We start from the raw sequence: 1,983 nt of genomic DNA on the forward strand, positions 1-1,983 counted from the left end.
ATGTGGCAGTGGTATGCGGAGCACACTAACACGCAGCGGAGCAGCGGTAGTCTTGCTGACGCACTGCAAGGCGCAGATGTATTCATCGGCGTGTCAGCAGGCGGCATTTTGACTCGAGCACACATCGAATCCATGGCCCCAGAACCTATTGTCTTCGCGATGGCTAATCCTGAACCAGAGATTCGACCTGAGCTTGTAGAGGACATTGTTGCTGTATTCGCGACGGGACGGTCTGATTACCCGAATCAGATAAATAATGTCCTCTGCTTTCCTGGTATTTTCCGCGGAGCGCTTGATAGCCGCGCTACAACGATTAATGAGGAAATGAAGCTTGCAGCAGCAGAAGCTATTGCTTCAGTCATCGGTGACGACGAGTTGAACGCTATGTATATCGTGCCAAGCGTCTTCAACACCCGTGTTGTTGAAGAAGTTCGCCGGCGCGTCATCCAAGCCGCAGTGCAAAGCGGCGTATCCCGCCGCCAGATACGAGAGTAAAGATACTATAGCTATTTTAGCCCCGTTTATGCGAAAGCGCGTCGGTACTGAACTTACTTCGTCTAGTACCGACTTCTACCCACTTCATTACAAAAAGACTCCAACTCAATGCTGGTACCGTACCAAACATAACGCTTATCTTGCTGCTAAATAACTTTTTACAAAACATATGACACTTGTCATTCCTTTTTACCGTATTAGATATGATATAATAAACTATCTTACTTTTTTTGCGCTTTTTTAGCGAAAAATTACATAGATAAGCATATAAAGGGTATGTTCCCGCTTTTGCAGTAGTTGTTGAGCAGGCTTTATGTGCAGATAGTTGACGGAAAAGGAGCCTGTTAATGTTTCAAGCGGTAATAGATTTTTTAGAGAAATTCGGACCCATGGGATTGTTCATCCATTCTTTTTTCGATGCAATTATTTTCCCAATTCCTGCTTTTTTCCTTCAAGTATCGTTAAGTATTTTGAACCCTTCTACAGCATTATGGTTAGCTACAGTTGGATATATCGCTTGTATGCTCGGTACTCCAGTGGGGTATTATCTTGGAAAAGTAATGGGCAAAAAGGTTCTCTACAAGTTTCTAAAAAAAGAATGGATCGATACCGCAACAGAAAAATTTCAAAAAAACGGCGAAGCCGCTATCTTAATTGGTTCATTTACACCTATTCCGTTTAAAGTATTTACGATTCTATCCGGCTGTTTAAACTTCCCGTTATGGCGGTTGATCGGATATGCAGCTATTGGACGCGGTCTCAAGTTTTATATTGTCGGTCTTTTATTTTATTCCTATGGTCGGGCTGCAGAAGGCATGGTGAAAAATGTCTCCTTATATATTTTCATCGTTGCTGTACCCCTTATTGTCATATTCCTTCTCATTCGCAGAAGAAAACGCATAAAACAAGAGCTGCTTTCCAATGAGACTGACGCGAAAGCATCAGAAACAACTACAATCTAATTAACGAATACAGACTTCACGTTTATAATAAACATAAAAATGGATAGGCTAACAGGTATTTTCCTGACAGCCTATCCATTTTTCATTTCACTTGTTTATTAAATAAGCTGCTTCCACTTTTGCTCCAGTGTTCGGGGAACATAACTTTCCATTAGCTGCAAGAGCTCAGCAGGTTCACTTGAAATATTAATAAGACTTAAATGAGATGAATTAGAAAATCCTTCACTTATACTGTGATTAATCAGATTCATTAAGGGATTAAAATAATTTCTGACATTGAGAACCCCTATTGGTTTAGAATGTATACCTATCTGTGACCAGCATAGAGCTTCAAAAAGCTCTTCATACGTTCCAAGCCCGCCAGGCAGCGCTATGTATCCATCTGCAAGTTCTGCCATTTTAGCTTTACGCGCATGCATATCATCCACTTCAATTAATTGAGTAATATCTCTGTGCACCATTTCACCTTTAAATAAACCTTTGGGCATGACACCGACTACTTCGCCGCCGCCCTGCATAACAACAT

The 1,983-nt window shown here is 41.5% G+C and carries 3 protein-coding genes; 2 read left to right on the top strand and 1 reads right to left on the bottom strand.

Features of this window, described 5'->3' with window-relative positions; genetic code table 11:
• Both AC1DWN_RS32970 and AC1DWN_RS32975 read left to right on the top strand, forming a co-directional pair.
• Nucleotides 1-495: malic enzyme-like NAD(P)-binding protein (locus tag AC1DWN_RS32970; RefSeq protein ID WP_477563056.1), on the top strand; the 495-nt coding region annotated here is incomplete at its 5' end.
• Between the two features lie 347 nt (nt 496-842).
• Nucleotides 843-1,457, top strand: coding sequence for a YqaA family protein (locus AC1DWN_RS32975; protein ID WP_477563057.1), 615 nt, complete (start codon nt 843-845; stop codon nt 1,455-1,457).
• Nucleotides 1,458-1,555: 98 nt separating this feature from the next.
• On the opposite strand, the gene AC1DWN_RS32980 is transcribed toward AC1DWN_RS32975, so the two are convergent.
• Nucleotides 1,556-1,983: LOG family protein (locus AC1DWN_RS32980; protein ID WP_477563058.1), on the bottom strand; the 428-nt coding region annotated here is incomplete at its 5' end.

The organism is Paenibacillus sp. P4_A7 (assembly GCF_056402455.1).

Coding starts and splice junctions, on each gene's coding strand:
- AC1DWN_RS32975 (WP_477563057.1), top strand. CDS start 843: ATGTTTCAAGCGGTAATAGATTTTTTAGAGAAATTCGGACCCATGGGA.